Origin of the sequence: Achromobacter sp. UMC71 (assembly GCF_014170305.1) — a bacterium.
Taxonomy (GTDB): Bacteria; Pseudomonadota; Gammaproteobacteria; order Burkholderiales; family Burkholderiaceae_B; genus Achromobacter.
In genome coordinates, this window is the sequence record NZ_LZZT01000040.1 from 25980 (window position 1) to 50490 (window position 24511).

The 24511-nt window shown below is 65.9% G+C and carries 14 protein-coding genes; 9 read left to right on the forward strand and 5 right to left on the reverse strand.

Features of this window, described 5'->3' with window-relative positions:
- Positions 1–18 precede the first annotated feature (18 nt).
- From A9974_RS19730 to A9974_RS19740, 3 genes are all read right to left on the reverse strand, one after another.
- Entirely contained in the window at positions 19–333 is a 315-nt protein-coding gene (locus A9974_RS19730) for a hypothetical protein (RefSeq protein WP_183005869.1), read from the reverse strand.
- Positions 330–8231, reverse strand: coding sequence for a hemagglutinin repeat-containing protein (locus tag A9974_RS19735; RefSeq protein ID WP_183005870.1), 7902 nt, complete (start codon positions 8229–8231; stop codon positions 330–332). The genes A9974_RS19730 and A9974_RS19735 overlap by 4 nt, the downstream gene beginning before the upstream one ends.
- Positions 8232–8341: 110 nt before the next feature.
- Positions 8342–9994 (reverse strand): ShlB/FhaC/HecB family hemolysin secretion/activation protein, encoded by a 1653-nt coding sequence (locus tag A9974_RS19740; RefSeq protein WP_370539657.1) that lies wholly within the window; start codon positions 9992–9994, stop codon positions 8342–8344.
- Between the two features lie 373 nt (positions 9995–10367).
- On the opposite strand from A9974_RS19740, the gene A9974_RS19745 reads away from it, so the two are divergent.
- From A9974_RS19745 to A9974_RS19755, 3 genes are all read left to right on the forward strand, one after another.
- A complete protein-coding gene (locus A9974_RS19745) occupies positions 10368–11129 on the forward strand; it encodes a uracil-DNA glycosylase (protein WP_183005872.1) in 762 nt (253 codons plus the stop codon).
- 277 nt (positions 11130–11406) lie between these two features.
- Positions 11407–13194, forward strand: a complete 1788-nt coding sequence (locus tag A9974_RS19750) for a DEAD/DEAH box helicase (protein ID WP_183005873.1) — start codon at positions 11407–11409, stop codon at positions 13192–13194.
- Positions 13195–13317: 123 nt separating this feature from the next.
- The gene (locus tag A9974_RS19755; protein WP_183005918.1) at positions 13318–14505 is read left to right on the forward strand and encodes a class I SAM-dependent methyltransferase; all 1188 of its coding nucleotides are present in this window, start codon (positions 13318–13320) and stop codon (positions 14503–14505) included.
- Positions 14506–14538: 33 nt separating this feature from the next.
- On the opposite strand, the gene A9974_RS19760 is transcribed toward A9974_RS19755, so the two are convergent.
- Together A9974_RS19760 and A9974_RS19765 are read right to left on the reverse strand one after the other, a co-directional pair.
- Positions 14539–15642 carry a CCA tRNA nucleotidyltransferase gene (locus A9974_RS19760; protein WP_183005874.1) on the reverse strand — a complete coding sequence of 368 codons (1104 nt, stop codon included), beginning with the start codon at positions 15640–15642 and terminating at the stop codon, positions 14539–14541.
- Positions 15639–17780, reverse strand: coding sequence for a transglycosylase SLT domain-containing protein (locus tag A9974_RS19765; protein WP_370539658.1), 2142 nt, complete (start codon positions 17778–17780; stop codon positions 15639–15641). The genes A9974_RS19760 and A9974_RS19765 overlap by 4 nt, the downstream gene beginning before the upstream one ends.
- Before the next feature lie 148 nt (positions 17781–17928).
- Between A9974_RS19765 and A9974_RS19770 the strand changes: the two genes are divergently transcribed.
- The 6 genes from A9974_RS19770 (at position 17929) to A9974_RS19795 (ending at position 24413) form a co-directional block, all read left to right on the forward strand.
- The gene (locus tag A9974_RS19770; RefSeq protein WP_183005875.1) at positions 17929–18603 is read left to right on the forward strand and encodes a 5-formyltetrahydrofolate cyclo-ligase; all 675 of its coding nucleotides are present in this window, start codon (positions 17929–17931) and stop codon (positions 18601–18603) included.
- Between the two features lie 431 nt (positions 18604–19034).
- Entirely contained in the window at positions 19035–20465 is a 1431-nt protein-coding gene (locus A9974_RS19775; RefSeq protein WP_183005876.1) for a circularly permuted type 2 ATP-grasp protein, read from the forward strand.
- Between the two features lie 2 nt (positions 20466–20467).
- Entirely contained in the window at positions 20468–21475 is a 1008-nt protein-coding gene (locus A9974_RS19780; RefSeq protein ID WP_183005877.1) for an alpha-E domain-containing protein, read from the forward strand.
- A gap of 13 nt (positions 21476–21488) precedes the next feature.
- Positions 21489–22292, forward strand: coding sequence for a transglutaminase family protein (locus A9974_RS19785; RefSeq protein WP_183005878.1), 804 nt, complete (start codon positions 21489–21491; stop codon positions 22290–22292).
- A gap of 55 nt (positions 22293–22347) precedes the next feature.
- Positions 22348–23211 (forward strand): proteasome-type protease, encoded by an 864-nt coding sequence (locus A9974_RS19790; RefSeq protein ID WP_183005879.1) that lies wholly within the window; start codon positions 22348–22350, stop codon positions 23209–23211.
- A gap of 203 nt (positions 23212–23414) precedes the next feature.
- Complete coding sequence (locus A9974_RS19795; RefSeq protein ID WP_183005880.1) at positions 23415–24413, forward strand: tripartite tricarboxylate transporter substrate-binding protein; 999 nt, start codon at positions 23415–23417, stop codon at positions 24411–24413.
- Positions 24414–24511: the final 98 nt, after the last annotated feature.

A 24511-nucleotide genomic window follows, 5' to 3' on the forward strand; every position in this document is an offset into this window, starting at 1 on the left:
CACCTTATCTTTATTTATTCATTCTCTCGGAAAGCTTATCAATTCAGAAAAATCCGCCTTCCACACATCCAATTCATATAAATTTCCATAATTGTCGATATTTAAAACGACTGAAACCGCAATACCATCCTCATCGAGAAAATATTTTCGCGCCACTTCGCGACCTATGGAACGGTCGCTATCCAATGAGCAGAAGAGCAGACTCCCCATACCCCCATCACTCATCTCCTCCACATTCGCCTGATTGAGCTGTGGCAGCAGAAATTTATACTCGGCGCAACATTCAATCATTTTCTTAATGAATTCCAATTCAATTAAAGTCAGCTTTCTCATTTCGGAGCCTTCGGTGGCGTTATTCTTCCTACATTTATCGTACCATCCGGAAGTTTAAACGCGCTGTAATCCAGCTTTACCCCATCGACAACAACCGATCCAGTATATTGCCCTTCTCGAATGCCAGCGCCAACCTTAGATAGATCTGCTTGAATAGCTCGGCTAACGGCATCTCGTTGAAAACCTGCAGCTTCAACATGACGAAATGTGTGGCTGACCTGATTCTCAACCCTGCCAAATTGAATGACTAGGTCATCAATCGCACCGCCAGCGCCGGGTAGTCTCCCAAGTATGCGTACATTCGCCCCCCCACCGACCAATGAAGAAGGAGAGATTGCCCCACTTTGTACAACTGCAGCGGTCTCTACGGATATAACTCCAACCGTTACCGCATCGGCAGGATTTACCAATGCCCATGCCAGCAATGTCGGCGGCAATCCACTTAAAGCGACAACTGCCGCCACCCCGCTCGCACTCAAGGTCACATTTGACATCAAGTTGAGCGCTTGAGCGTTCTTGGTAGCAGCGTCCACGACCTTGGCCTTGTCCGGGAGCTTCAACCCATTTTTAGCGTAGAACTCAACAATAGCCGGCGTAGATAGCGCGTACATATCCGGATCGTTTCTCTGAAACGGCGCCGCATAGAACATATATCCCGCGTCGGGAAGTAAGCCATGGGCCTGCCGCAAAAATGCGGCGGCACTCTCATCCCATTCACCCTCAACTCCCGTTTGGACCATCCGGTATCCTTGAACAGCAAGTTGACGGATAGCTTCCTCCTCCGATATTCCCTTCCTCCGCGCATACTCCTTTGCGTTCTTTTCAATCCACTCCTGTTCATCCGGATGTAATTGCCGATTGAACATATCCGCATAAGTCGCACCGCCAGCGCCACTCAACCCACCCGCAAGACCACCAGCGGCCGCGGCTACGGTATTAGTAATTACACTAGCGACCTTCTCTCTCAGTTCAGGCGGCAATCCCGCGACGGCTGCATTTATTTGGTCCCGCATCGCGCGAGAAGCGACATCTCCGGCGATTGTTCCGGCAATCGCACCCGCGACATCCCCACCACCGAGTGCTGCACTAATGCCAGCGATCGCAGCATGCAGCGCAATACGGCCAGGCTTACCCTCACCCCAGAGCTGTTGGTCCTGCTCTTTAAGTTTGTCCGCGACATCCCCCGCAATCTGCATCCCCAACTGGCCAAACGCCTGCTGGAACTCGATCTGCTCGCGGACTTTGTCCTTATCGAAGATCTTGCCGATGCTGCCGTTAGCGCCAGCCGTATCGCGGCTCAGCCCCGCTGTGCTGTCCCGCCCCGTGTCCTTGTCCGATCGCACTTCAATCGTGCCCGCCGACACTGCCGCGCGCGTCGTACCGGATTCACTGCCACTGGTGCTGGCAAAGCTCAGCCCCGACGGCCCGCCCCCTAACGCATCACCCTTGTTGGGTTTATCGAGCGCGCCAGACATACCCAGGCTCAGACCCACCATGGTCGACTTATAGTCAGCCTTGTTATGCAGGTTGCTGAAGCCCAGCGTCTCCGTGGATAGCCAGTTCTTGGTCGCCTCGGCGTCGCTGGCGATGACAGCGCCCGTCAGCTGCGTATGCTTGCCGACATAGATGTCATAGCCGCCCTTGCCTGCGTACAACCCCGTCTGCTCCACCACACTGTCGTAATTCGACTTGGTCTTGCCCAGGCTAGCGCCGATATAGGCGTTACCCGTCATCGAGCCGAAGCTGAAGCTGGCGCCCGCATTGGCTTGCTTCTGCTTGGCGTCGTAACGATCCGAATCTTGCTGGCTGGCCAATATCAGATTGCGGCCGATGTCGGCGCGGATGCTGTCCGCGCGCGCCTGGGCGCCCTCAAGAATGGTGTCGCGGCCAGAGATCAGGGTCAGGTTGTCACGCGCGCTGACCTGGGTTTCGCGGTAGGTCGTGCCGTTGCCCTTGGCGTTGCCGCTGCCGACGTAGCCGCTGGCAAAGATATTGATGCCCCCGCCGCTGCCGCTGTCGGAAACACCGATCCCCACGCCGAGCTTCCAGCCGCTGTTCTTGTTGGTGGAAACTTCCGTGGACGTCAGCGCCTGGCTTTGCAGCATCAGGTCGTTGGTGGCCGCCAGCAGCACGTTCTTGCCGGCCAGGTCGCTGCCGATGATGGACAGGTTGCCTGTGCCGGCCACACCCTTTTCGCCAAGCGCCACAATGGAGATATTGCCACCCGCCATGACGGACGAGCCAAATGCGGATTCTTGAGTGCGCTTGGTTTCGCTGACGGATTTGTTGGCACCGATGCTGATCTGGATCTGAGCGCTAGCGGCCTCCTTCTGAGCCTCTTTGGCGCCGTCCGCTTGAGCGGCATCCATCGTCCGCTTGGCTTGCACCGCCTGATAAGCTGCCTGTCCAACCTTGACCGCGGCCAGGCGACCGCTCTTGGCTTCGCCCGCCTGCTCCAGCGTGCCCTGAATTTGCTGCGCAGCCCCCAGCATGCCGCCCGCCACGCCAATGGTCAGGCCGGATTGCTTGAACTCGTGATACTCATGCTGACGCGCCTCACCCACACCAGCGATGATGGCGACGTTACGACCAGCGATGGAGATATTGCCGTCCTGGGCCAACAAGTTGCTGCCCATGACGCCCACATCGCGGCCCGCATCGATAATGAGGTCACCGCCAGCACTACCGATGGTGCTGGCGGAATAGCCGCCGCTGGCGCCGCGGTTCCAGTCCGTGCGTTCTTGCTTGTTGTAGCCCAGGCTGAAGCCACCGCCACCGCCCAGACCCGACTTCTTGACCTTCTCGTACTGGTAGTCCTTATAGGTTTCATCCTTGGCCAGGACTTGGAGATCGCGGCCGACGCCGATCTGCACGTCGCGGTCACCCACTACGTTCGAGCCAACGACCGTCATGTCGCGGCCGGCGAGCATCACGACCGAATCACCGCCGAACGTCGCACTGACCCCTTGCGTCCATTCCGTCTCGCGGATGCGATGCGTGGTCTTGCTCGACAGGAACCCTTTGGTCTTGTAGTAGATCTCGTTGTAGGTGTATCCGCTGGAATCGCCCGCGACTATGTTGATGTCGCGCCCGGCCCCCACGGCCAGTTGCTTGTCTGACGCCACTTGTGCAGCGATGGCGTTGACATCCTGTGTCGCGATCAGCGTGAGGTTGCCGCCCGCGGCAATCTGCGTGCCGATATCCGTGGTCGTACGCATCTCCGCCCGGTTCTTCTTGCCGAAGTCGTGCGATTCCCCGTACCGCGTACCAGCGGCCGTCAGATTGATATCGTTTCCGGCACGAATGGTCGCGTCGTCTTTCGCGGCGATAGCAGCGGCCTGCGCATTGAAGTCGCGCCCCGCCTGGGCGTTCAAGGTGCCTGCGTCCACGCGCGCCACGCCATCGACAATCGTGTTGCTGATCCCGCCACGCACGTTCGATTGCGTACTGGACGTCAGATTGATATCCCGGCCCGCAGCCAACGTGACCGACTCACCCTTCAGCAACCCAGCCAGGTTATCGATGTCGTTGCGCGCATTCAGATTGACGGTCTTGCCCTGCATGGCGCCGACGCTGTTGCGTACGTTCTGCGCATCAACGACCAGCGCATTGCGCGCACCGATGGTGCCGCTGTTGTTCACGTCGCCCGTCGTGCTGATCTGCGTGTCACGGCCCGCGATCAACGTTCCGTCGCCGCGCAGGTCGCCGGGTTTGACGGCCAGGTAGACCTGCGGGGTCAGCACTTTTTGTTGGGTGCCGTCAGGCAGTGTGACCGTCTGTTCGACTAGCCAGACGATGTCGCCCGTCAGGTGGCGCATCTGGTCTTCCGTCAACGCAGTGCCGATGGTCAGGCCGAACTTGCCGGCGAAGTCTGCGCCTGCGGTGAGCAGCGCCTTGTACTGGGTTTCGTTGTCGGTGTAGTCGCCCACGAAGCGCTGGCCGCTGGCGAGCATGACCTGTTCGGCCACCAGCTTCTGTTCATAGAATCCATCGCCCAGGCGCTTGAGAATCGTGCCGGGGTCCTGGTTGAGTTTCTGCAGCAGGAAGTCGCTGGACACCACCGTGCGCGAACCGATGAATTGGCTGTCGGTGGCGATCAGGTAGGGCGCATTGGGGGCCTGCATGACGCGGTATAGCGCGCTGGTCGGAATCACCGGCGGCAGAACCACGACGGCAATGGATTGATTGCCGGGCAGCGTGATGCGGGTCAGGCTGGCCGGCGGCAAGGCTTGTGTGACGGTGCTGGCTCCAGGGGTCTGGCCGGAAGTGGCTACCGTTGTGTTGCCTTGCGCGGCGCCCAAGCCGGTTTCGATACGTTCGGCCAAGACGGTGGCGTTGTAGTCGGACCGGTTGTATTTGCGCGAGTCGTTCTTCTCGTAGGTGTAGGCCATGGTGCCTACGCGGTCGACGGTGCGCAGGCCTTCGGCGCCGACGTTGCTGAGCGTGCCGCCTTCGGTCTTCAAAGTCCCGCCGGCCAGGATGCGGCTCTTGTCGTTGACGATGTTGCCGGCCACCCTTGCGTTGCCTCCCACGACGATCTTGCCCGGATCGCTTTGCGTGATGCGGGTTTCGCGCGTGATCTGGGTGACTTCGTAGAAGGTGAAGTCCTTGATCATGCGGTTGTTGCGGAAGTCCGCGTTGAAATCCTTGATCTTTTCGTTCAACGCGTCGTAGAGCTGAAGATCGCGCTCGTACGTGGCCTGTTGCTGGGCCAGGTCCGTAGGGCAGCGCAAGCCGCACTCGTCCGGTGATGGCGGTTTCTTGATGCCGACAGGCCGTTCGACCTCGAAGACCGACCAGATCTTGGCGTCGGGCTTGTAGAGGAACTGGGGGGGATTGGTGTAGCAGTTGCCCGCATCGCCACCGCTGCAACCGTAGTATTCCGCGATGTAGGCCAGGCCAATGGGCGCACTGACGCCCGCACGGCCTTGCTGGTCGTCCTGGATGTTGCTGTAGTCGAACGGCGGGCCATATTGGCTTTCCGGATAACGGGTCGACGGCAGCAGCAAGCGCCGCTCGTCGTACTGGCCCATCCAGCTGGGGCCACGGCCGCAGATGGATTTGACGGTGTTGCAGAACCACATGCCTTCCCCGTCAACAATCTCGGTGGTGCCGTCAAGGCGGTAGAACCACTTGGGTTCCCGGCTGACCTCGATAGTTTCGCTGGCAAAGTGCAGGTTGCGGTTCTGGATGCTGGCCGCCGCGATGTCCGCATTGCGTTCGGCTTCGATCGTGGCAGATTCGTTGACCAGCGATTGCGCCTGCCCCGTCGCCTTGCCGGACGCGTCCAATGCACCCCCGATACGCAGGTCGGCCCCGGCGTAGATCAAGGCGTGTTCGCGGTTGGTCAGCGTACCGACCCCCAGGTCCAGGTCCCCGCGCGACGCGATGACGGCATTGGCGTCGTTGACCAACACCGGCGTCTGGATACCGATGCGGTCGCCATAGATGCGGCCCGTGTTGACGAGCGTGCCCGCGCCGATGCGGACATAGCCGCCATCAATCAAGCCCGCATTGGCGAGCATGGCGCGGATGTTCAGTTCCGTATTGCGCCCCGCGATCAGTTCGCCGGTGGCGCGGTTGGTCAGGGTGTCGGCGGTGATTTTCAGGTCCTGGCCGGCGTGGATCTTGCCGTCGTTGTCCAGGTTGCCGGTGACCAGCTCCAGCGCGTTGCCTGCCGTCAGCGCGCCACTGCTATTGGCCAGGCTGCTGAAGGCGAGCTTGGCGTTGACATCGGAAGAGACGTTGCCGGCCGCGTTGTTCAGTGCGCCGGTGGTGACGCCCAGCTCCTGGCCCGCGCCGATGCGGCCGGCCTGGTTGTCCACGGACCCGGCGTTCAGCGTGACCTGCTGGCCCATCAGGCCCAGGGCGCCCGCGGTGGTGCCGCCCGCGCTGGCGATGCCGTTGGCGAGCGTGTTGCGGTTGTTCAGGCTGCCGGCCGTCAAGGCCAGCAGGTTGTCGGCCTGCAGCAGGCCGGCGCTATTGTCCAGCACGCCTTGCGTCTTGAGCGTCAAGCCGCTGGCCGCGATGATGCCGCGGCTGTTGGACAGGGTCTGCGCGTTCAGCGTGGCCTGGCCCTGCGCGGCGAGGGTGCCGCCGGTGTTGTCGATAGTGCCGGTAGCGTTCAGATCCAGCGCGCCGCCGCCGACGACCTTGCCGCCCGTGTTGGACAGGCTGGCGGTCTGGATGTCGGCCGCGCCGCCGTACAGGCCGCCGCCCTGGTTCTGCAACGCGCCGGTGGTCGTCACGGACAGTTTGCCGTCGGCTTGCGCCACGCCATTGCGGTTATCCAGGCTGGCCGCCTGGATGTCGGCCGTGCCGCCGAGCAGCTTGCCGCCCTGGTTGTCCAGGGCGCCGGCGGTTTCCACGCGCAGCGCGCCGTTGGCTTGTACCGAACCGCCCTGGTTGTTGATGCCGGTGACGCCGCGCAGCGCGACGCTGTCGCCCGAGACGACGCCGCCCGCCGTATTGACGACCGACTGGCCGCTGATATCCACCACGCCCGCGCCAGCCAGGGTGCCGCCGGTATTGTCGAGCGCGCCATGGGTGCGGGCCGTCAATGCGCCGCCGCTGGTGAGCTTGCCGCCCATGTTGTCCAGACTGGCCGCGCGCAGCATGACCGAGCCGCCGTACACCGCGCCCGCGCGGTTGGTGACGGCGCCAGAAGCATCCAGCGTCAAGGCGCCGCCTGCGACGAGCTTGCCGCCCGATAGGCCCACCGCGTCGGCCGTAACGGTGGCGTTGCCGCCGGCCATCAAGGTGCCGGCGTTCTGCAGGCTGCCGACCTGCACGCTCAGCGCGCCCAGGGGGCTGATCGAGCCATCGGCCTGCAACCCGGCCGTGAAGGCGCCGCGGTTGTCCAGCTGGCGAGCCACGATGCTGGCGTTGCCGGCCGAGGACATGGCGTTGTGGTTGGCGACCTTGCCGCCGGCCGTGAGCGCCAGCGCGCCGCCCGCGGCGACGGTGCCGCGGTTGACGATGTCGCCGCTGCTTTGCACCGACAGGCCGGTAGCGGCCTGCATGCGGCCCGACGGCAGGATCTTGACGTCGCCGTTGGCGGCGACATACAGGGTGCCGGTCAGGGCCGCCAGGTTGCCGCCGATGTTCACGCCGACGCCGGCTTCGGTGCCGATGAGCCGGATGCTGTTGGCGTACATGCCGCCCAGCGCGGCCACGTCAATGGACACGCCCGTCGTGCCAGAGCCGGTGCCCGCCAAGGCCGACACGTCGATACCGTCGTAGCCGACGCGCGCGCTGCCGGCCACCACATTCAGCCGATCCGCCCAGACCTGGGCGTTCAGTTCCAGCGTGCGCGCCAAGAGGTCCAGCTGACTCAGGTTGGCGCCGTACAGCCCCGCGCCTTCGATGGCCAGGCGGCCGCTGGCGATGTCAAAGCCCAGCGTGCCGTCCGGCCCGATGACCGGCTTGCCGGTGGTGAGCGTGGCGCGGTTGGCGTTCAGAAAGCCGCAGCCGTTGCAGGTGATGCCGGCCGGGTTGGCGACGATGACGTTCGCACGGTTGCCGGCCACTTCCAGCATGCCGCGCAGCTGCGACGGGTTGGGTGCGGTGACCTGGTTCAGGATGGTGGTGGCGCGCTGGTTGCCCAGCATCGGGTTGCCGGCCACTTGTCCTGCCAGTTGGGTCTGGCTGGCCGCGCCGCTGTTGTTCAGGACCACGCCGGACGGGCCGACGTTGAACTGGGTGTACCGGTTGTTGGACACGCCGCCCGCGGACGGTGGCGCGATGTTCACGACCGGCACGCCGCCTGCCACGCCCACCACGGGCTTTTGCCCAGCCACGTTCTGATCCACCGAAATCGGCAAGGTCTGCGCCAGGACGGGCGTCCAGATCTGCGTGTAGAGGACCAACCAGAGAACTGCGGAGCGAAGCGTGGACATAGCGTGGCGAATCTCGGTAAAGGGGATGCGACCCGTGGCGGCGCAACCCGTGAAGCAACTCGTGAAACGACTCTTCGTACGGCGGGCGGCGCGCAGGGCGCCGCCCGGACTTAAAACTCGAACATCAGCGTGGCGGCGAAGACCGTGCTTTGTGTCTTCAGGTTGTCGGGCTTTTTCAGGGGCCAGCCGGCGGACAGGTCGTAGCTGGCATTGATGTAAGGCATGGCGATGCGCCCGCGCAGGCCGGCGACGGCGCCGACCAGGGTGCGGCCGGTCAGGTACTGCGCGGACGGGCCGCCGACGCGGCCGGCGTCCAGGCCGGTGTAGAGTTGCTGGCCCAGCAGACCCGTCAACCCCTCCAAGTTCAACGACAGGTCGTTGCGCAGGGTCCAGCCGTCCTCGGCAGCCAGGGTCATTTGGCCGTCGAAACCGCGCACCGCGTAGCGGTTGCCGATGGTGAGGTAGTCAGCGGGCACGACAGGGGTCTTGGCGTGCTGGATCTGCCAGTTGGCCTGGTAGGCCATCTGCTGGCCCGCTACCTTGAACGGCAGGTACAGGCCGGCGTTGGCGTTCAGGATGGTGCTGCGCCCGTTCCAGTCGGGGTCGCCATAGACATAGCCGGACTGGTTCGAAAACTGCGGCAGGGTGCCGCGCACGCCGCCGCCGATGTCCAGCACCATCTGGTCGACGTAGTGACGATGGCCGTAGCTGAATTCATAGCCGACCACGTCGCGCCGCTGCACTTCGATGTCGACGTCGTTGAGCGTGCTGTTGGCGCGCTTGCGCAGGAACTTGAGCACGGCGGTGCCCTTGTAGCTGGCGCCGCGATACGGCACGACGGACACGCCGGCCTCAATCTGCTTGCTGGTGCCGCCGTAGACGATGGGCGCCTCGAAGCCGGCCACGGTCTGGCGGTAGCGCGATTTGCTGGCGCCGGCGAACAGGGTCCAGTAGCCGAAGGGGATGCTGTAGTTGATGGACGCGGCGCGCGAGCCGGCGTCGCTGTTGCGCAGGTCGGCGTTGCTGTTCCAGGACACGGACAGCTGGTCGTACAGGAACAGCGGCGAATCCAGCGTGAGCCCGGCGTTGACCTGGTTCTTGCCGGTGGCTTCCAGGCCGGCGTTGTCGCCGCCTACGTAGGCGTGCCAGCGCTTGCCGGTGCCGGGCTTGATGAGGATGTCGGACTCGCCCAGCTCGGGGCCGGGGGCCACGTCGATGCTGGCGTCGGCCTGGCCGGCCAGGCGGCGGATGTTTTCCAGGGCCTGGTCCAGGTCGCGCTGGTTGACGTTGCCGCCGGGGCCGGTGGGCAGGGCCATGCGCCACCAGCCGGGCGCACCGTCGCTTTTCACGCCGGCGATGCGGCCGGGCACGTAGCGCAGGGTCAGGGTGCCGCTAGCCAGCGATTGCTCGGGCACCAGCACGCGCGCGGTGATCAGGCCGCGGTCGATCAGCCGGGCCATCAGGTGCTCTTGCAGCAGGCGCAGGCCCTGGCCGCCGACGCAGTGGTCCCGCGCGGTTTCGCTGTCGCGGCGCAGCCAGCCGGGCGGCTCGGGGCCATCCCAGACGACCTGGCCGAGGGTGAAGCAGGGCGATTCGGCCGGGAAGGTCAGCGGCCCCTCGCCCGCCACGGGTGCGGCGGGTGTGGACAGCACGTCCGGCCGCTCGGCGGCGCGGGCGCGCTGGGCGTCCAGTTCCTGTTCCTGGCGGCGTTGGATGTCGCTGGCGCGCGCGGCCGCCTGCGCTGGCGCGGTTTGCGCGGCCACGGGGAATGCACCGATGAAATAGGCCACCAATGCAACAGACAGCGACAGCCCGGGAAGGCGCCCCTGCCGGAGGCGGCTTCGCAGTGTGAACTTATGCACTTGTTTCTTATTGAAATGACTAGTTTCTCCCTATAACGGAAGAGACTCGGACTAATTAAGCGCAAATCTCAATTTATGCCGTTTGTTGACGAATGATCCGGCATACATTGGCGACAACGCCCCCCATAGCGATACATGTTTCGTAACAGATAACCGTTCCCCGATAACTTAACGAGAAATTGGGGCTGCATCTATGGGAAGAGTCTGAGATTTCCCTGGCCGTCCAAGCCGGTCTGCCTGTATCGGCCTGCCGCGCTATGCCAAAATCGCGCCCATGCCGACCGACAACCGCCTGCTCCCCTCCGCCCTCGCCGCCCAGACGGCACAATTGCCCGCCGCCTGGCAGGCCGCGCTACGCGCCCCCCGCGTGGCCGACGCCCTGCGCGCCGTGACCGCCCACGTGGAAAAGCGGCTGGCCGAAGGCGCGGTGGTGTATCCGGCCACGCCGTTTCGGGCGCTGCACGGGCTGGCGCCGTCGGATGTACGGGTGGTGATCCTGGGGCAGGACCCCTATCACGGGCCCGGCCAGGCGCAGGGGCTGGCGTTTTCGGTGCCGGACGACTGCAAGCGCCCGCCCAGCTTGCGCAACATCTTCAATGAGATCGCCCAGGAATACCCCGGTACGGCGCTGCCCGCCGGCAACGACCTGAGCCCCTGGGCCGACCAGGGCGTGCTGCTGCTCAATACCGCATTGACAGTGGAAGACGGCCAGCCGGCATCCCATGCCAAGCGCGGCTGGGAAACCGTGACCGATGCGCTGATCGCGCGGGTGGCGCAGGACCCCTCGCCCAAGGCATTCCTGCTATGGGGCGCCCATGCCCAGGCCAAGCAGGCGTTGCTTCCCAGCAACAGCGGCCATCTGGTGCTGATGTCCAATCACCCCTCGCCGCTTTCCGCCCGGCGCCCCCCGGTTCCCTTCCTGGGTTGCGGGCACTTTCTGGCGACCAACCGCTGGCTGGTCGACCAAGGGAAAAACCCTATTGATTGGGCGCTGGACAAAAAAATAATTCCCATGCAGGGCGAATTCGGGTTATGATCGCCGCACTGCACAAAACGAGTTCGGCATTTACCGCCTTGATTTAGCGGAAGTTTTAGCAGTCTGCCGGGCAACCAAGCCCAGCCCCATGCCGAACATCATCGATTCCTGACCTCCTTTCCTTTCGCCCTGCGTTCCAAGCAGTATCAAGAGAACGCGCCACGCGCACGGTTGATTCGGTCGGCACGATGCTCCATCAACCGTCGCCTGGATCCGGCCGCCTAATCCCCTGGCCCGACCAAGCACTGCGTCGCATTTTTCGCGGCAAGGGAAAGTAATGTCTTTCGAAACCCTGGGTCTCGCACCCGCCCTGTTGTCGGCCGTTCAAGAAGCTGGCTTCAATACCCCCACCCCCGTTCAAGCTTCGGCCATTCCGCAAGCGCTGGCCGGTCACGACCTGATGGTGTCCTCGCAGACGGGCAGCGGCAAGACCGCCGCCTTCATGCTGCCGGCCCTGCACCGCATTGCCCAGATGCCCGCCAACAAGGGCGTCGGCGTGCAAGTGCTGGTGCTGACCCCGACCCGCGAACTGGCCCTGCAAGTCACCGAAGCCACCGCCACCTACGGCCGCAAGCTGGCTGACCTGCGCACCGCCACCGTCGTGGGCGGCATGCCTTACGGCGCCCAACTGAAGGCCCTGTCGCGTCGCGTTGACGTGCTGGTCGCCACCCCGGGCCGCCTGATCGACCACCTGCAGTCGGGCCGCGTCAAGCTCAACACCGTGCACACGCTGGTGCTGGACGAAGCCGACCGCATGCTGGACATGGGCTTCATCGAAGATATCGAGACCATCGTCAGCCGCCTGCCCGCGGAACGCCAGACGCTGCTGTTCTCGGCCACCCTGGACGGCACCATCGCCAAGCTGGCGGCGCGCATGATGCGCGACCCGCAGCGCATCGAGATGGCCGGCTCCAAGGAAAAGCACACCAACATCACGCAAAGCCTGCTGTACGCGGACGATGCCAGCCACAAGATGCAGCTGCTGGATCACGTGCTGCGCGATGCCTCGCTGGACCAAGCCATCGTTTTCACGTCGACCAAGCGCGGCGCTGACGACCTGGCCGACCGCCTGGCCGACCAAGGCTTTGCCGCCGCCGCCCTGCACGGCGACATGAACCAGCGCCAACGCACCCGCACGCTGTCGCAACTGCAACGCGGCCAGCTGCGTATCCTGGTTGCCACCGACGTGGCCGCCCGCGGCATCGACGTGCAAGGCATCAGCCACGCCGTCAACTTCGACCTGCCGATGCAAGCCGAAGACTACGTGCACCGTATCGGCCGTACCGGCCGCGCCGGCCGCAATGGCCTGGCGTTCACGCTGGCCACGCACTCCGAGCGCCACAAGGTTCGCCGCATCGAGCACTACATCGGTCAATCGATCACCCCTGAAGTGATCGCCGGCCTGGAACCGAAGCGCACCCCGCGTCCGTCGACCGGCGCTGCGCCGCGCGGCGGCAAGCCTTTCGGCAAGCGCCCCGGCGGCTTCGGCGGCGGCTACCAAGGCAACCGTGACGGCGGCTCGCGTGAAGGCCGTTCTTTCGGCGGCCCGCGTGGCGAGTTCAAGCCGCGTGAAGGCGGTTACCAAGGCGCCCGCGACGGCGCCCCGCGCGAAGGCGGCTACCAAGGCAACCGCCCGTTCGGCGACCGCCCGGCCCGCTCGTTCGGCGATCGCCCCAGCTTCGGTGACCGTCCCCAACGCGAAGGCGGCTACCAGGGCAATCGCCCCTTCGGTGACCGTCCCCCGCGTGAAGGCGGCTTCCGCGGCGGCGACCGCGATGCCCGCCCCAGCTTCAGCGACCGCCCTGCTTTTGGCGACCGCCCCCAGCGCGATCCGCGTCCGTTCAACGAACGCGCTCCCCGTGAAGGCGGTTTCCGCGGCGCCGACCGTGACGCCCGCCCCAGCTTCAGCGATCGTCCCAGCTTTGGCGACCGTCCGCAGCGCGAAGGCGGCTTCCGTGGCGGCGACCGTCCGGAAGGCGGTTTCCGCGGCAAGCCCACGTTCGACAAGCGCCCCGGCGGCCCCGCCAAGCGCTTCGCCAAGCCGGCCGGCGACCGCCGCGGCTAAGCCCCGAACGGCGCATTGACCGGGCCGGCCTCCGGCCCGTCAATTCCCCCAAGCAAACCCCGCGCCTGTCGCGGGGTTTGTTTTTTGGGAAAATGCTTGCTTACCGACGATCCGTTTCCCGACATGCAACGCCCCGCCCCAGCCAATCTGCCCCCGCTCTCTTCAGCCGCCCAGGCGCACAGCGATGCCGCCAGCGCCCATCTGCGCGCCGCGATCGCCGCCGCGTCGGGCTGGCTGCCGTTTGATCACTGGATGGCGGAAGCGCTGTACGCCCCCGGGCTGGGCTATTACGCGGCAGGCAACGTCAAGCTGGCCGAACCGGATGCCGATGGCCGCACGCCCGCCGGCGACTTCGTCACCGCGCCGCAATTGACGCCGCTGTTTGCCCGCACGCTGGCGCGCCAGGCCGCCCAGGTGCTGCGCCAGACCGGCACGCACACGGTGCTGGAGTTCGGCGCCGGCACCGGCGCGCTGGCCGAAGGCGTGCTGCGCGAGCTGGACGCGCTGGGGTTGGCGGATACGCAATACCTGATTCTGGAAGTCTCGGCCGACCTGCGGGCGCGCCAGGCCGAACGGTTGGCGCCGTTCGGCGCGCGCGTGCAATGGCTCGATGCGCTGCCGCAACGCTTTCGCGGCTGCGTGCTGGCCAACGAGGTGCTGGACGCCATGCCCGTGTCGCTGTTTACCTGGAGCGCCGACGGCAAGGTGCTGGAGCGCGGCGTGGCCGTGGATGCGGAGCAGGGCTTCGCCTGGGAAGACCGCCCCGCCTCGCCTCGCCTGGCCGCCGCGGTGGCAGCGCGCATGCCAGCGCTGCCCGGCTACGTGTCCGAAATCAATCTACAGGGCGAAGCCTGGATCGATGCGATGGGCGCCTGGCTGGAGCACGGCGCGGCGCTGCTGGTGGACTACGGTTTTCCGCGCAGCGAGTACTACCACCCGCAACGCGCCGGCGGCACGCTGATGTGCCACCTGCGCCACCACGCGCACGGCGACCCGTTCACCGCCCCCGGGCTGCAGGACATCACGGCGCACGTGGACTTCACCGCCATGGCCGATGCGGCGCTGGCGGCTGGGCTGCAGGTGCTGGGCTACACATCGCAGGCGCGCTTCCTGATGAACGCGGGCCTGATGGAACTGCTGGCGCAGCTGGACCCCAGCGATGCGCAAGCCTATGCGCAGGCGGTGGCGCCGGTGCAAAAGCTGTTGTCCGAAGCCGAGATGGGCGAGTTGTTCAAGGTGCTGGCCGTGGGCCGGGGCATGACGGAACCGCTGCTTGGCTTTGCCCGTGGCGACAGGCTGGGCAAGCTGTAGCGCCTGGCTGCGGCAACGGCAAGACGCCGCCAGTCACCCCGCGCGCAGGCACTGCAAGCGCGCATCGCGCACGCTTTGTTTAATGCGCGCCGGATCACCGGCGCAGGCGCGCGCAATGGCGCCGGCATCCACGCCGCGCACCGCATTCACCCGCAGCCGCCAGGCATCGCGGTCCACGGGCCGCAGCACCGACACGGTATCCAGCAGATCGAAAAAGCGCTCGGGCTTGCGCAGCGCATCCGCGCGTTCGATCAAGGCCAGTTGCGCATCGGCGGCATCGCCCTCGGGCACGTCTATGGCATCCAGGCCCGCCAGCATCTCGGGCAGCAAGCGCGCGTAGTCGTTGCATTCGGCAGGCACGCGCATGCGCCGGCCCAGCGCCTCGCGGTCGGGCGACAGCCGGCACAGCAAGGCGTAGCGGCCCGGCAGCGACAGGCCCAGCCCGGCGGCACGATCGATGTCTGCGCCCGTGGTGTCCGATGCAAGCAGTTCGGGCATCACGCGCGCCAGCGCGCCGGACTGGTGCAGCACGTCGAGCATGCGCGACGGTGCGGCGGCCATCAAGCCGCGTGACAGTTCCTTCCAGACGCGTTCGGCCACCAGGGCATCGGCCTCGCCGGCCTGGACCATGCGGCGGCACAGGTCCAGGGTTTCAGGGGCCACGCGAAAATCGGTAAAGCGCGCGGCGAAGCGGGCCAGGCGCAGGATGCGCACGGGGTCTTCTTCAAAGGCTTCGCCCACGTGTCGGAACACGCGCGCCTGCACGTCGGCCGCGCCGCCCAGGGGGTCGACCAGCCCGCCCTCCGGCAACTGCGCGATGGCGTTGACCGTCAGGTCGCGGCGGCGCAGGTCTTCTTCGAGCGTGACGTCGGCCCCGGTGTAGAAGGTAAAGCCCTTGTAGCCGCGGCCCGACTTGCGTTCGGTGCGCGCCAGCGCGTATTCCTCTTTGGTGACCGGGTGCAGGAACACCGGGAAGTCGCCGCCCACCGGGATGAAACCGCGCCGCGCCATGTCTTCGGGCGTGGCGCCGACCACCACCCAGTCATGGTCGCCCGGCGTCAGGCCGAGCAGCGCGTCGCGCACCGCCCCGCCCACGATATAGACCTGCAACCCTTGCGTTGCCCTGTCCTGCGTCATGGCAAGTTGGTGGTTTCCGCACCCAGCGGCACGATGTTGCCCAGGCGCTCTTTCAGGGACTGCGGCTGGCCGGTGAACATGGCGGCGTAGTAGACGGAGTTGGACATCACGTTCTTGACGTAGGTGCGGGTTTCGTTGAACGGGATGGTCTCGGCGAAGATCGCGCCTTCGACGGGATGCGTGAAGGTCGAACGCCAGTTGTGCGGACGGCGCGGCCCGGCGTTGTAGCCGGCGCTGGCCAGCATCTGCGAGCCATTCAGGTCGCGCAGCACCATGTTCAGGTAGTTGGTGCCCAGCTCGGTGTTGGTGTCGAAATCGTTGACGCTGTCGGGCGTGAAGTTGCTCATGCCGATCTTGCCGGCAACCCATTTGGCCGTGGCGGGCATCAGCTGCATCAGGCCCGAGGCGCCCACGTGCGACCGCGCATCCATGATGAAGCGGGATTCCTGGCGGATCAGGCCGTAGACCCAGGCCGGGTCCAGCGCGATGGCGTTGGCCTTGGCGGTAACGCGGCCTTCGAACGGCGCGATGAAGCGCTGGCTGAAGTCGAATTCCTTTTCGGTACGGTCAGACGTGTTGACCACGCGGTCGTAGATGTTTTCAGCGCGGGCCAATTCGGCGGCGGCGATCAGTTGGCGGTCGGTCATGCCGCGCAGCGCGAAGTTCCATTCGGGCACGGCTTCCTGGCGCCAGCCCAGGCGGAACAGTTGCACGGCGCGCCGCAGGCCGGGGTTGGCGCGGGCTTCGGCGATTTCGCGGTCGCTGATGGGCGCGGGACGCGGCGGCACGGTGATGCGCCGGCCGAGTTCCTCGGCGGATAGCTGGCCGTAGAAATCGAAGCGGTCGGCAATGCTGGCATAGGCGGCGTTGGCCTGCTCGCGGCGGCCGGTTGCGGCCAGGCCGCGCGCCTTCCAGTAGACCCAGGACGGATCCGCCTGCTGCGCGGCGGGCATCTGGTCGATGGACTCGATGACCCACTTCCAGTCGATCTTGGGTTGGCGCAGCGCGGCGCGCACCTTCCAGCCGGCGTTGTAGTCCGTCATACGGATGTGGCCGGCCTCGTGGTACCAGTCGTCGGCGCGGCTATCCAGGTTGAGCGCGGCGACCAGGGCGTACTGGCCGCGGATCCAGGCCAGGTTCGACTTGGCCATGGACTTGGCCCATTCGCGCCGCAGATAGGAATCGGCGACGTTGATGTCGGAACGCGCCAGGCGCGCCAGCGCGATGGTGACCAGTTCTTTTTCGTTGCGGCCCACGGGCAGGCGGTCTTGCCGCGTCAGCCAGCGCATCGGGTCCTTGATGAGGACGTCGTAGGTTTTCTGGTCGCGCGGCTCGAACATGTACTGCACGAACTTGCGGGCATCGGTGGTCTTGTTGGCCTCGATGGCGTCGCGCAGTTGGGGTTCGAGCTCATCCCAGCCCAGGATGCGATCGGCGACCAGCTGGTCATACAGGGCCCAGCAGGCGCCGCCCGGCGCGAACGCGGCGATGGCCTGCGCGGCCGTGGCGCGCTGGCCGGTCATGTGCTTGGCGTCCAGGATGGCGCATTCGACCTGGGCGTTGGTGTTCTTGACGGGCGCGAGCTTGCGCACGGTTTCGAAGTCGCCGCTGCGCGCCGCGGCCAGCAGCCAGTCGGCGCGCAGCCGGTCGGCCAGGTAGGCATCGGGATTGGCGCTGATGAACTTCTGCAGATCGGCGTTGGGCCGCCCGCCCGCGGGGGGGGTCCAGAGCTGATAGCGCAACAGCCAGTATTCGGGGTACATGCCCAGCGGATCGGGCTTGGCTTGCGGCACCAGGGCGCCGAGCACCGACCACTGCTTGCGGTTCATGGCTTCGCGCGCGGCCACCACGGCGGCCAGCGCCGGCGTGTCAGCGGTGGGCGGCAGGCCGGCCAGCACGGCCGGTGGCACGGCAATGGCCGGCTGCGGCGCTTGCACTGCGGGCTGGGGCTGTGGATTGACGGCGGCGCTGCGCTGCTGGGCGTCGACCGGCGCACAGGCGGCGGTGAACAGGGCCAACAGCGGCAACCAGCGGCGCAGGCCATGGCGGGCATCGCTGGACTGCGGGGATTTCCCGGCGGTTTTCTGATACCGTCCGGAGTGCGAGGCCGTGGCCATGTCGTTGCGCAAGTGCTTCATGCGCCGGCCTTGCTCGCGGCTTGAGGGTCTGCGCAATGGTGCGCGCTGCTGTTGGCGCGGTGGTTGGCGCGGTGGTTCCCACGGTTATTCGCGTTGTTGTTGATCCGCATTGTCGCCTTCATTTTTTCACCCCTGTTACAGCTACCGCATGACTACGCAAAATACTCCAGAGGATACCGCAGTCCAGCTACGCACGCGATTGCGGAAATTGCGTGCCGAACTGCCTGAAGACCAACGCAGCCGCGGCGGTTTGCTGATGCGCGCGCGCCTGTTCACCTGGCTCAATGTGGCCCGCGACGAAGCCGTGCGCGCCGGCCGCCCGGCGCCCGCCACCGTGGCCGCCTTCTGGCCCATGCAGGACGAGCCCGACCTGCGTCCGCTGCTCGAGCAATGGATCGACAACGGCGTCACCGTCGCGCTGCCGGTGGTGCGTGAACGCAACGCTCCCCTGGTCTTCCTGCCCTGGACCCCCGACGCCGAACTGCGCGCCGGCCCCTATGGCATCCAGGAACCCGTCCACGGCGCCGAAGTGCTGCCCGACGTGCTGCTGGTGCCCACGCTGGGCTACACCGAATCCGGCGACCGCCTGGGCTATGGCGGCGGCTATTACGACCGCACCCTGGCGGCGTTGCGCGATCGCGGCCATGCCTTCACCACCATCGGCGTGGCCTGGAGCTGCGGCGAGCTGGATCCCGGCTACCTGCCGGCCGCCCACGATTTCCGGCTGGACGCGGTGATCACGCCGGACGGCTGGGTGCCGCATGCCCCGCAACAAGCGCCCGGCCAGGGCGGCGCCACGCTGCATACCTACACGCTGCGCTGACGCACCGGTTTCGCCCCAAGGCTTGCACCAATGTGGTGCAAGCCTTATGATCAGTCCCTTATATTCACGGCTGCCGCCTGGCGCGGCGCTCCGGCGGGACGACGCCCGCAGTTTTCCCGCGCGGCCCCGTTATCGAGCCGTCCATCCTGGATCGCAGCTGCGGCACCAAGCCGTGCCGCGGCCGCCATTGCCCCGGCCTGAAGGCGTTTTCTCTTCCGGCCGCGCCCATCGCCCCATTCCCGCCCCGGCCGGCACCTAGCGTTCACCCGGGGCTAGCCATATGACGCCTGGCGGAGGATATTCTTCCCAAGGGCGGCCCCGTTTGTCCGCGCAAAGCTGGCATGCGGGTTGCTTATTCATCCAGGCCGGCCACGCATGGCCGGATAGCGGCCGCGCCCAAGCCGGCCGTCAGCATCTGCAACGGAGGAGCCATGAAGGACAGACCATCCCGTCCAGCCGCCTATGACGAGATGCGCGACAGCGCAGGCGGTATACGCTCCCATTACCAGGCCTTCGAGCGCTGGCACGACGAGCAATCCGCGGAAGCCATGGCGGCGCGCCGCCTGGAAGCGGACCTGAGTTTCCGGCGGGTCGGCATCACCTTTTCGGTGGCCGGCGACGCGGCCGGCACCGAACGCCTGATCCCCTTCGACATGATTCCGCGGGTCATTCCCGCCGATGAATGGCGCCGCCTGGAAGCCGGCCTGAAACAGCGCGTGCGGGCGCTGAACATGTTCATCCACGACATCTACCATGGCCACGACATCGTCCGCGCCGGTGTCGTGCCGGCCGAGCAGGTGTTCCTGAACGCCCAGTACCGCCCCGAAATGCAGGACGTGGACGTCGCCGAGGACATCTACTGCCATATCGCCGGGGTGGACATCGTGCGCGCCGGCGCCGGCGAATTCTATGTGCTGGAAGACAACCTGCGCGTGCCGTCCGGCGTGTCGTACATGCTGGAAAACCGCAAGATGTCGATGCGGCTGATGCCCGACGCGTTCAGCCGCATCAAGGTCGAGCCGGTGGCGCACTACCCCGACCTGCTGCTGGACAACCTGCGCGAAGTGGCGCCGCACGGCGGCGACGACCCCACCGTGGTGGTGCTGACGCCGGGCATGTACAACTCGGCCTACTTCGAGCACGCATTCCTGGCGCAGCAGATGGGCGTGGAACTGGTGGAAGGCCAGGACCTGTTCGTGGAACAGAACACGGTCTACATGCGCACCACGCAAGGGCCGCGCAAGGTCGACGTGATCTACCGCCGCCTGGACGACGACTTCCTGGACCCGCTGTCGTTCCGCGCCGATTCGGCGCTGGGCGTGCCGGGCCTGTTGTCGGTGTATCGCGCCGGCCGCGTGACGCTGGCCAATGCCATCGGCACCGGCATCGCCGATGACAAGTCCACCTACCTGTACGTGCCCGACATGATCCGCTTCTACCTGAGCGAAGAGCCGATCCTGTCGAACGTGCCGACGTGGCGCTGCGGCCGTCCGGACGAGCTGTCCCATGTGATGGCGAACATGCACGAGCTGGTGGTCAAGGAAGTCCATGGCGCCGGCGGCTACGGCATGCTGGTGGGCCCGTCGTCCACGCGCGCCGAGGTCGAATCGTTCAAGGATCGCGTGCGGGCCAACCCGGCCAACTACATCGCACAACCGACGCTGGCCCTGTCCACCGTGCCGACCTACGTCGAATCCGGCGTGGCGCCGCGCCACGTCGACCTGCGCCCCTACGTGCTGTGCGGCAAGGACATCCGCACCGTGCCCGGCGGCCTGTGCCGCGTGGCGCTGACCGAAGGCTCGCTGGTGGTCAACAGCAGCCAGGGCGGCGGCACCAAGGACACCTGGGTTCTGGAGGAATAACGATGCTGAGCCGAACCGCCGACAACCTGTTCTGGATGTGCCGCTATACCGAGCGCGCCGAGAACACCGCGCGCATGCTGGACGTGAACCTGCAGATGTCGCTGCTGCCGCAAGACGCGCAGACCCGCGAAGGCTCGTGGAACGCCGTGCTGCGCATCTCGGAGCTGCAAGGCCTGTACCACGCCAAGCACGCCGTCATCTCGCCGCAGGACGTGCTGCAGTACATGGTGCGCGACCCCGAAAACCCGTCGTCCATCTACACCTGCATGCGCGCGGCCCGCGAGAACGCGCGCGCCGTGCGCGGCAGCCTGACCACCGAGGTCTGGGAAACCTACAACACCACCTGGCTGGAATTGCTCAAGCACCTGCACACCGGCCTGTTGGAACGCAATCCCGGCGAATTCTTCGAATGGGTGAAATTCCGTTCGCACCTGGCCCGCGGCGTCACCATCGGCACCATGCTCGAAGACGAGGCGCTGTATTTCCTGCGCATCGGCATGCATCTGGAGCGCGCCGACAACACCGCGCGCATGCTGGACGTTAAGTTCCACGAGCGCGACGGCAATGGCGCGCCACCCAGCGGCTCGCAACAGCAACAGCAGCAGCAAGACGGCCGCGCCGACGGCAACGGCTCGGGCGGCCTGCAAAGCGAGTTCTACCGCTGGTCGGCCCTGCTCAGCTCGGTGTCCGGCCTGGAGATCTACCGCAAGGTGTACCGCGACGTCATCACGCCCGACCGCGTGGCCGAATTGCTGATCCTGCACCCGGACATGCCACGTTCGTTGCTGGCGTCGATGCGGGAAGTGTCGGAAGACCTGGCGCGCGTGTCGAACCAGCGCTCGACCGAAACGCAACGGCGCGCCGGCATGCTGTGCGCCGAACTGCAGTTCGGCCGGGTCGAAGACATTCTGCATAGCGGCCTGCACCAGTACCTGGAGCACTTCCTGGACCGTATCAACGACCTGGGCAACCGGATCAGCCAGGACTTCCTGGTGCCGCTGTCGGCATGACAAGGAGACAGGCATGAAACAGATCATCACGCACGTCACGCATTACCGCTATACCGCGCCCGTCACCTACAGCATCCAGACCCTGCGGCTGACGCCGCGCGACGACGAGCACCAGCGCGTGCTGCGCTGGCACATCGAAGCGCCCGGCGCGCTGGAACAACAGGTGGACGCCTACGGCAACATCACCCACACACTGACCCTGAACCGTCCGCACACCGAGATCGAATTGCGCGTGGTGGGCCAGGTGCTGGTAGGCGCGTTGACGCTGGGCGCGTTGGGCGGCGAGGACAGCCGTCTGCCGGTGCACGCCTATTGCGTGCAGACGCCGCTGACGCAGGCCGACGAGACCATCCACGCCTTCACCCGCGACGTGCTGCCCGGCGGCCTGAATGCGCCCGCCGACGTGCTGGCGCTGGCCAGCGCCATCTGCGACCGGGTGGCCTATGAGCCGGGCACCACCGACGTCACCACCGCGGCCAGCCAGGTGCTGGCCATGGGCCACGGCGTCTGCCAGGACCACGCGCACCTGTTCCTGGCATGCGTGCGGGGGTTGGGCGTGCCGGCCCGCTATGTCAGCGGCTACCTGTACACCACCACCCAGCATGCGGCCAGCCACGCCTGGGCGGATGTCTGGCTGCCCGAGACCGGTTGGACCAGCGTGGACATCACCAACCGCCAATTCGCGTCCGATTGCCATTGCCGGCTGGCCGTGGGACGGGACTACGACTCGGCCTCGCCGGTGCGCGGCGTGCGCACCGGCGGCGGCGAGGAATCCATGGAGGTCAGCGTGGAAGTGCAGACGACATTGCAGCAATAACCCGGCTCGGCCGCGCCGCAATACAATGCGGCGTGGTGTTCTCTTTTTTGCAATCATGACCTACTGCGTCGCAGCCCGCCTAGATTCCGGCCTGGTCTTCCTGTCCGACTCCCGCACCAACGCGGGCGTCGACCAGATCAGCGTGTTTCGCAAAATGACCGTCTTCGAGCGCCCGGGCGACCGCGTGATGGTCCTGATGACCTCCGGCAACCTGGCCGTCAGCCAGGCCGTGCTGAATGCGCTGGCCCGCCAGCACGACGAAGGCGGCGAAACCGTCTGGAACGCGCCCGACATGTTCGAGGCCACCCGCCGGGTCGGCGCTGCCGTGCGCGACGTCTATCACCGCGAGGCCGCGGCCCTGCACGACCAAGGCGTGGAATTCAACGTCAGCCTGATTTTCGGCGGCCAGATCGGCGCCGAGCGCTGCCGGCTGTTCCAGGTGTATTCGGCCGGCAACTTCATCGAGGCCGGCGCCGAATGTCCGTATTTCCAGATCGGCGAAGCCAAGTACGGCAAACCCATCCTCGATCGCGTGCTGCGCCCCGATACGTCCCTGGACGAGGCCGCCAAGTGCGCCCTGATCTCGATGGATTCGACACTGCGCTCGAACATCTCGGTGGGGCTGCCGCTGGACCTGCTGGTGTACGACACCCACGCGTTGCGCGTTACGCATTTCGCCAGCATCGACGAGCACAACGAATACTTCCGCATGATCCGCGGCACCTGGGGCGAACGCCTGCGCCAGGTCTTCGCCGAAATCCCCGACCCGCTCTGGGCCCACCCCGAAGACCCGGCATCGCTGGTGCCCGCCAGCCGCATCCACCAACCGCTGCGCGCCGACCCCGTGGACGTGCCCCTGGCCGTCTACGCGGCCCCGCAGGTGCTGGCGGAAGATCCGGGTAAGGATCAGGCGAACTGACGTTTACCGCCTTCGCGCCTTTGGCATTGGGGACGCATTGAAATTGGGAGAAGCGGTGTCTGACCGTATAAACCCTCCTTTCCGCTTCCCTAAGCCCGGCTTGTAAAACCACAAATTCTCATCTTCCGGCTGGCGCGCCACACTGATGCCAGCCCGTCATGCCTTGCCTTGCGGGTTCACGATAAAACCACAAGGAACGAGACATGACCCCTATTTCCTCGCGCGCCCTGCTGCGTGCGGCCGGGCCGCTGCTGGCCTTGGCTTGCCTGACCGGCGGTTCCGCCGTCGCCCAAAGCAACTATCCCAACCACGCCATTTCGCTGGTCGTGCCGTTCTCGGCCGGCGGCCCCACCGACGTGGTGGCCCGCAGCCTGGGCGCGGCGATGTCCAAGACGCTGGGCCAGAGCATCATCATCGAGAACCGCACCGGGGCCGGCGGCACGCTGGCGGCGATGCACGTGGCGCGCGCCGCGCCCGACGGGTATACCTTCCTGATCCACCACAACGGCATGGCCACCGCGCCGGCGCTGTACCGCAAGCCGCCGTTCAATCCGCTGACCGATTTCTCCTATGTCGGCCAGGTCGCCGACGTACCCATGACGCTGTTGGGCCGCAAGGACCTGCCGCCCAGCACCATGGCCGAATTCATCCAATACGCGCATGCCAACGGCAACAAGATCAACCTGGCCAACGCGGGCCTGGGCGCGGTGTCGCAACTGTGCGGCATGCTGCTGCAGGAATCGCTGGGCGTGCAGTTCACGACCGTGCCCTATGCCGGCACGGCGCCGGCCCTGACGGCGCTGCTGGGCGGCCAGGTCGATATGCTGTGCGACCAGACCACGCAGACCATTCCCCATATCAAGGGCCAGCGCGTGAAGCTGTACGGCGTCACCACACTGGACCGCATCAAGGCGCTGCCCGATGCGCCGACGCTGCAGGAAGGCGGACTGAAGGGCTTCGAGGTCAAGGTGTGGCACGGCGTGTATGCGCCCAAGGGCACGCCGCCCGAAGTCATCGCCAAGTTCAACGAGGCCCTGCGCGCAGCGCTGAAAGACCCGGCCTTCACGCAGAAGATGGCCGAGCTGGGCGCCGAGATCGTGCCCGAAGCCAAGCAGACACCAGAAGGCCTGCACACCTGGCTGCAATCCGAAGTGGACAAATGGGGGCCCATTATCCGCAAGGCGGGAGTGTACGCGGATTGATCGACCGGCCCGAAGCGATGACGGCTTCGGGCAAGCACGCGGGCCGCTTGGCTCGCGGCAAAAAAAGGCCGGCGTATGCCGGCCTTGCCTTGCTCGGG